Source organism: Chryseobacterium sp. c4a, assembly GCF_009900745.1.
Taxonomy (GTDB): domain Bacteria; phylum Bacteroidota; class Bacteroidia; order Flavobacteriales; family Weeksellaceae; genus Chryseobacterium.
The window spans coordinates 51930-58898 of sequence record NZ_WXVU01000026.1 but is presented as its reverse complement, the minus strand read 5'-3'; the positions used below and the strand labels follow the sequence as shown (position 1 = coordinate 58898).

3 protein-coding genes and 2 rRNA genes are annotated in these 6969 nt (G+C 36.8%); 4 read left to right on the top strand and 1 reads right to left on the bottom strand.

The genetic code is table 11. The features are described 5' to 3' along the window. The 4 genes from GTR01_RS23580 to GTR01_RS23565 all read left to right on the top strand — a co-directional run. Positions 1-99: ribosomal RNA gene (locus GTR01_RS23580) — 23S ribosomal RNA — on the top strand; the annotation flags it as partial. 173 nt (positions 100-272) lie between these two features. Further along, positions 273-380: ribosomal RNA gene (gene rrf, locus GTR01_RS23575) — 5S ribosomal RNA — on the top strand. 1083 nt (positions 381-1463) lie between these two features. Beyond that, positions 1464-4361: a SusC/RagA family TonB-linked outer membrane protein gene (locus tag GTR01_RS23570; protein WP_160140160.1), complete on the top strand. Its 2898-nt coding sequence runs from the start codon at positions 1464-1466 to the stop codon at positions 4359-4361. A 16-nt stretch (positions 4362-4377) separates the two neighbouring features. Then, positions 4378-6273, top strand: coding sequence for a SusD/RagB family nutrient-binding outer membrane lipoprotein (locus tag GTR01_RS23565; protein WP_160140159.1), 1896 nt, complete (start codon positions 4378-4380; stop codon positions 6271-6273). A gap of 110 nt (positions 6274-6383) precedes the next feature. Here GTR01_RS23565 and GTR01_RS23560 read toward each other — a convergent pair whose 3' ends face one another. Further along, positions 6384-6959 (bottom strand): hypothetical protein, encoded by a 576-nt coding sequence (locus tag GTR01_RS23560; RefSeq protein ID WP_160140158.1) that lies wholly within the window; start codon positions 6957-6959, stop codon positions 6384-6386. Between the last annotated feature and the right edge of the window lie 10 nt (positions 6960-6969).

The following is a 6969-nucleotide window of genomic DNA, read 5'->3' as shown; positions in this document are numbered from 1 at the left end:
TTTTAAGGGTCGTTGTAGATGACGACGTTGATAGGCTATAGGTGTAAAGACAGTAATGTCATAGCCAAGTAGTACTAATTACCCGTAGATTTATAGCCTATGGTTGCTATATCTAAAATTATAATATAAATAGACAAGTACTTTATGCGCAGTAAAGGTTTTGTCTTTGTGAAAGTTTTTATCGCTTAAAAACGCAATTGGCATAAAGCATTTAGCGATTGGCAAAAGAGCCAAAAGCTAGCAGCAAATAGCCAGATGCTATATACAACCTTTAGGGTGGTTTTAGCGGTGGGGCTCACCTGTTCCCATTCCGAACACAGAAGTTAAGCCCACCAGCGCCGATGGTACTGCTAACGCGGGAGAGTAGGCCGCCGCCAGTTTTTATTTTATTTTTAAAAATCCTTTATCGAAAGATAGAGGATTTTTTTTTGCTTTATACTTTAGGGAGTACACCACCAACCACTACCATCTATTCCTTATCATTATTCTATTATCGTTATTCCCCGTATCTTGTTATCCTGTAATGATCTCAACAGGAGTATGGAAATCCGTGAATAGTATTTACTAAGCTCTATTCATTCATTCATTCTTTCTTTCTTTGTATTATAGGTTTTGGCTAAAGCCATTGGATTGTTTGTAAATGATAAAGCGGGCTAAAGCCCACTTCTATTGAATCGAGAGAACACTGTAGAAATATACCAGCAAGGGCTAGCGTTGTCTAGATCCCTGCGGGATAATAAAGAGAGTGAATAAGCAGGAATACTTCTTATTTTAGGTAGCTCTTTTTTATATCATCATTGAATGATGTTTTTTATTAAGCTCTATTCTTTCTTTGTATTATAGGTTTTGGCTAAAGCCATTGGATTGCTTGTGAATGATAAAGCGGGCTAAAGCCCACTCCTATTGAATGGAGAGAACACTGTAAAATATATCAGCCAGGGCTAATGTTGCCGAGATCCCTGCAGGATAATAAAGAGAGCGAATAAGCAGGAATGCTTCTTATTTTAGGCAGTTCTTTTTTATATCATCAGTGAATGATGCTTACTAAGCTCTATTCTTTCTTTGTATTATAGGTTTTGGCTAAAGCCATTGGATTGCTTGTGAATGATAAAGCGGGCTAAAGCCCACTTCTATTGAATAGAGTAAACACTGTAGAAATATACCAGCCAGGGCTGACATTTATATTTTTCTAGATTATCTACGAGATGACAAAGCGTGAGCAGTACTGATAATCTAAAGTATCATACCAATATTTATCATTCGTTATAAATTACTTATTGCTCTTAAACTTTTTTGCATTCAAAAATGATCTATTTCTATTAAAATCGAATCTATTTTTTCAAATATGAAAGTATAACTTTAATTGTATCAGCGATATTTCAATATTTTAGCTTAATTTTTGTTAGTATGATATTAAATACTGTTAAAATGTTATATTTGATTCCCAAACATTAAATATAATTATGAATAGAATGATCATTAAAGTAGGACTTCTTTCAGCTTTATTTTTTTGCTTTACTGAATTGTCTGCACAACGTACAGATTCTACTAAAGTTGGAAAAATTGATGAAGTTGTTGTAACAGCCTACGGTGCTAAAAAGGAGAAAAAAACTCTTGGATATTCATTTCAGGATGTAAAAGGTCAAACATTGGTTGATGCTAAAGAGACAAATGTAACCAATGCTTTGGTAGGTAAAGTTGCAGGTCTTCAGGTTATAAAAGGAGGCTTTGGAGCCGCTTCTTCATCAAAGATAAACCTTAGAGGGTTCAACTCGCTTAAAGGGGATAATCAGCCTCTTATTGTAGTTGATGGAGTACCATTAAGCAATAGTGCAGGCTCAAAAGCAAAACAGAATGACGGATACTTTAATAATGACTTCTGGAATCCGGATTTGGACATGGGAAATGGGTTAGCTGATATTAATGCCGACGATATAGAAAGCATGTCTGTTCTTAAAGGAGGAGCTGCTTCTGCTTTGTACGGATCCAGAGGAGGAAACGGGGTGATCCTGATCACCACCAAAACGGGAAAGAGAAAAGGTGGTCTGGGCATTACCTATTCTACAAGTTTAGGTTTTGAAACGTTGTTTATGAAACCAGATATGCAACATAGTTTTGGGTTAGGGCTCAATGGGGTAGCCAATTCTGCAACAAGTGATAATTCCAGTTCCTGGGGCCCTGCTTTGGAAGGAGGTAAAAGGTATGATAATCTGAAAAATTTCTTTAAGACAGGAATAAGTTCACAACACACGTTAAGTTTCCAGGAAAATTTAGGAGAAGGGACAAGCTTATATACTTCAGCCAATTATTTGAATGATAACAGCCAGGTTCCTAATTCTAAATTTGAGAGATTTAATTTTATGGCTAAGATGAACTCAAATTTTGGGGCGAATAAAAGATGGACTTCTGAAGTAAAGGTTCAATATATAAGTACAAAGGCTAATAACAGACCTTCAGGAGGCAAAGGAGATGGTAATTACTATCCAAATATTCTTCTCATGCCTCAGAATATTGATGTAAGAGATTATAGAGAAGGGCAGACTCAGAATAATATAAAGTCAAGATGGATTACTCCTAATGGTATCAATCCTTATTGGTCTGCTTATAATGGCCTTAATGCAGATAAGAAAGATAGATTTCTCTTAAATGGATACCTTAAGTACCAGTTTAATGACTGGTTGAGTGGTGATGTAAGGATAGGGACAGACTTTTATGCTTTAAATGCAGATGCAAGAGTATGGACAGGTTCTTCACGAAAGAATTCTTATGCAACCAGTGAAGAAAAGTTTTATGAGAATAATTATATAGCAAGTCTTACAGCGAAAAAAGATCATTTATTTGGAAAATGGGGTGGATCACTTTCTGTATATGGACAAATGATGGAAAGCAGAACGAAAGCCTTGTACTTTAGTACCCAAAGCTTGATTGTTCCCAATGTATTCAGTGTAAATAATACAAGTGATATTGCTGGTATTGCTAATAATGAGGTGGATTTCTGGAAAAAAATCAATTCTGTATTTGCCAATGCGGAAATTAATTATGATGGGTATTGGTTTATCAATGCTACCGCAAGAAATGACTGGTCTTCCACCCTCATCCTTGAGAACAGATCTTATTTTTACCCTTCTATCAGTACATCTTTAGTATTAACAGAGATGCTGGATAAGCTAAATGGTACTACTTCTAAAGTATTAACTTTTGCTAAGCTTCGTGCTGCCTATGCGATAACCGGAAATTCTTTAAATCCTTACGAACTATACAATACTTACAAACTGGGGGCAGATCCAGGCGGACATGCCATTCTTGGCAGAAAGAAAATTCTTTATGATTCTAACCTGCATGCTGAGAAACTTAAAACTTTTGAAGTGGGAGCTGATCTTAAATTCTTCAACAGGATTTCTTTGGATGTAAGTTATTTCAGGAATACCGCAACCAATCAGCTCATAGATTTACCTATGAATCCGCTTTCGGGGTATGAGTATCGAAAGATAAGCTCAGGAGGTCTTAGTAATAGTGGAATTGAAGTTGTTTTGAATACAGACATTTTCAAGAAAGAAAACTTTACATGGAACGTCAATGCAAATTTCTCTAAATTGAAAAGTACGATTGACAGAATAGACGGAGAGGTTTTAAAATACCCTTTGGCTGGATTTGATAACGTTGGCTTTTTTGCAGAAGTAGGTATGCCTTATGGATCTATTTACGGGACAAAGTTTTTAAGAGTAGAAGATACTAACAGTCCTCATTATGGAAAGCTTATTGTGGGATTGAATGGTCTACCTCAGGCCACTGCGGAACAATATTATTTAGGAGATCAGACACCAAGAGCATTGTTTGGAATTACCAATAGCTTTGCCTATAAGAATTTTGGACTTTCTTTCCTTATCGATGGGAGAATTGGTGGGAAATTCTATTCGTCTACCCAATCCGCATTACAGAAAGTAGGACTTGCTGCTGATACAGCTCCTGGAGGAAGAAGAGACAATTTTATTCTTGATGCAGTTGTACAGCAAAATGGAGGTTTTATCAACAATACAAAGGAAATTACCCAACAGGATTATTGGGCGGCTGTAATGGCAGGAAATCTAGGTATTACGGAGCAGAATATCTATGATGCCACCAATATCAGGTTAAGAAATGTTCAGGTATCTTATAATTTCCCTAAAAGTATCTTTCAAAAGCTGGCATTGCAGAGTGCTAAAGTTTCCTTTACAGCAAATAATGTCTGGATGATTTATAGTAAAGCAAAAGGAATAGATCCTGAATCTGTCTTTGCCATTAATTCTAATGCTGTAGGATTTGAAAATCTGGCATTCCCAACGACGAGATCTTATTTATTCTCTATCACCTTAGGCTTTTAATATTAATAATAACATCATGAAAAAATATATTTTATCTCTCATTGCATTGGCTGTAGTTTGTACTTCATGTAATGATTTTGAAGAAATCAATAATGATCCGTTCTCGGTAGATATTAATAAGGCCGAACCGGAATATTTTTTAAACAACTCCATTTTAGGAGCTCAGCAGGATCCCAATATTGCAGAACGTACTTTTGTTTTGTATTGGAAAACGGCCTCGAGACAACACTTTACAACAGGAATAGCAGGGGGATCATATGATGATTCCTGGACTGTAGAATACTGGAAAGGAATTTCAGAATGGCTGAATAATGCCAATGCAACTATTGAAATTGCCAATGAAAAGAAAGCCATAGGTCAGGGCAAACCTCATTATGATAATCTTATTCAGGTGGCCAGAATCTGGAGAGCTTATTTAATGAGTGAATTTTCTGATAACTTTGGTCCGCAGCCTATTCAGGCATTTAAAGGAGTAAACCCTGGATTTGATTCCGAAAAAGAAGTCTATTATTTTATTTTAAATGAATTGAAAGATGCAGCGGCTAAAATGGATGTTAAGCAACCGGTTCCTACCAATCCTAATGCTTATGATATGGCCTATGGATTTAAGTGGGGGCAATGGGTAAAATATGCCAACTCTATGAGAATGAGAATTGCCATGAGGATATCAGAAGTGGATCCTGCAAAAGCAAAAACAGAGTTTGAAGATGCAGCCAATTCTAATATGCTTATCAGTACAAGTGACGATAATTTTAAAGTTAAAGAAGATATCGGTTGGAATCCTTTATCAGGGGTGATGTCCAGAGAATGGAATTCTCAGATTTTATCAGCTACCCTTAATAATATGTATATTGGCTTAGGAGGGATCAATTCTACAGATCAGCTGCCGGCTGCACAACATACAGCAGTGAAAAATTCTGATTATATCGGTATAAAATATGATGAACAATTCTCTACAATGACCAATGATCCAAGTGCCGGATATTGGCTGGATGGGCTTCCGAATAAAATAGACCCAAGAGCTTATAAAACATTTTATATTCCGGGGGATCTTACCAGTCCAATTTATTCACTTTATCCTACTACTACAAACCAGGCGACTACCAATCAGGGTGATTTAACGTTTGCCAATGGTTCTAAAGTTACAATCAACACGGTGAATACATGGAATGCAACTACAATAGGAAGCTGGGGAGTAAAAGGACAGAGAAACGGATTGAGAGGGGTTATTGGTTGCATGCCTGCTTTAGGGAAACAATATAGAGAGGGGAAAAATTCCAGAATTTTCTTTGCAAGCTGGGAGACTTATTTCCTGATGGCAGAAGCAGCTCTAAAAGGCTGGTCTGTTCCTATGAGTGATGTTGCTGCTTATAATAAAGGAATTCAAGATAGTTTTGATTATAATGGAGTATCACAATTCTATACTCAGTATATTGCTTCAACGGATTATAACCGTGACGGAACTTCAGTAGCTTATACGCATGTAACAGAACCGGGAGCTAGCCATACGATGAATTATAAAGACCCTTCTACAGGCAATATGGTTTCTGTTGAGATTAAATATCCGGCCAATACCATTTACAAAAACGGTTCAGTGAAAAATGATAAGCTTACCAAAATCATTACGCAAAAGTATATCGCCAATATGCCATGGCTTCCGCTGGAGTCATGGAGTGATCAGAGAAGACTGGGACTGCCTTTCTTTGAGAACCCTGCAATAGAAACTCCGTTGGTTAATTTACCTAATCTTAATTCAGGGAATTATATGACCAATTCTATTCAGAATTTTCCTCAGAGGTTGAGATATCCAAGTACTTTCAGAAATACAGATCAGAATGGGTATACGAAAGCCGTACAGTTACTGGGCGGACAAGATGCCGTACTTACTCCTCTTTGGTGGGCAAAGCATTAATTTGAAGATCATTTTAAAAATAAACCTTTCCAACATCTGGAAAGGTTTGTTTTTTTATATAATAGCACACCATTTTATTTTTTAATCCTCATTTTACATGATTTATTCCGTCAGTTTGCTACGATGGTGAAAACAACCCGGGCACCGTAAGTGCCTGCAGGAATTGTAACAGAAACGCCGGATACCTGCAATAGTAAAACAATATCGTCAAAAGTAACACTATTACCAAGCCCTAGAACTCCTCCAAAAGTGAACGTTACAAATGTTACATCGGATGCTTGGGGGATTGGAATGTAACTGGCTCCTCCATTGATACTGGCTGTGCAGAGAAGACACACGCCGTGTATTGTTGTAGTTCCGCCGGTTCTTTTTGCAGAAAGAGTCATAGAAGTATTCCAGGGGTTGGATGCATAATGCATCGTCATTTTTGCTCCTGAACTTGAAAGGACTTTGAGAAAAGAACCAGGTAATGTTCCAGAAAGTATTATTTGATTAGTACCTGTATTGGCAGTATTATCATAAGTTCCTGCATAATTGGTGCCTGCTTCAGTAATTGAAGGTATACTGGCAGTCCAGCTTCCAGAGACATTTACTACCTGTGCCTCCATGCCGTTGCTAATTAAGAATAAAATAAAAGTATATAAATATCTTTTTATAAGTGTTGTTCCGAAGAAGAGGCCATTCATTTTCATATTT

Excerpts from the sequence above, each read along its gene's own strand:
- GTR01_RS23560 (WP_160140158.1), bottom strand. The coding sequence starts at position 6,959 with ATGAATGGCCTCTTCTTCGGAACAACACTTATAAAAAGATATTTATAT.
- GTR01_RS23570 (WP_160140160.1), top strand. The coding sequence starts at position 1,464 with ATGAATAGAATGATCATTAAAGTAGGACTTCTTTCAGCTTTATTTTTT.
- GTR01_RS23565 (WP_160140159.1), top strand. The coding sequence starts at position 4,378 with ATGAAAAAATATATTTTATCTCTCATTGCATTGGCTGTAGTTTGTACT.